This is a genomic window from Pseudomonas sp. rhizo25, assembly GCF_031931935.1.
Taxonomy (GTDB): Bacteria; Pseudomonadota; Gammaproteobacteria; order Pseudomonadales; family Pseudomonadaceae; genus Aquipseudomonas; species Aquipseudomonas synxantha.
In genome coordinates, this window is record NZ_JAUJXA010000050.1 from 1 (window position 1) to 729 (window position 729).

Sequence of the window (729 nt, forward strand, 5' to 3'; positions counted from 1 at the left end):
ATGGTTTCCATCAGAGCCTGGTGGAGTACCGCCAGCAGATGGGCGCCTGGTATTCGCGTGCGCTGGATTCGGTCAGTCATGCAGCGGATATGCCGTCGTTGCTGGGCATGGACCGGGTGTTACGGGTTGGGGATTCCCAGCGTTCGGTAAGCCTTAGCGACGCGGATTTTTCTACCGTGGCCCGCTGCCCGGTGGGTGGCGTGCTGAAGATCGAGAGCAAATTCGAATCAGCGTATGACGTGCCGATTGGCGATATCCCTGTCGAGGTGATTGGCCTGGATGACGGCAGTTCCACGCGGGTGATGCTCGATAAGCACGGCAAGGGTTCGCACTACTGCGCCGCCGGCGGGCGCTATCAGGTGCGGGTTCAGGGTGGTGTTTCAGCGCAACAAGTGGACGCCTTGTTTACCTCCTATGCCGGGCTGACGGCGGACTTGGAACAGTGGCTTCGGTCGCAGTGGAAAAGCTTCAAACCCCACTGGGAAAGCTCTACTGCCAGCGCGATTGGCAGCGGCGTGCTGGCAGGCAGTTGGGCGGCGATCCATGACGTGTGGGACAGCATCAAGCTGGTGCAGGCGATGCTTGAAGACCCGTTGAAGTACGTCGAACAACTGGGCAGCGAGGCGGCCAAGTTGGCGCAGATCGCCACCGATGCGCCCAGGGTCATGGAGCAGGCGATGCTGCTGGCCAGTGATGAAGCGGCGCTGTACCTGTTACTGCGCACCGCCA

1 pseudogene is annotated in these 729 nt (G+C 61.2%); it reads left to right on the forward strand.

Annotated features, from left to right (window positions below):
- A pseudogene (locus tag QZR30_RS27880) lies at positions 1-729 on the forward strand (type IV secretion protein Rhs); the annotation flags it as partial.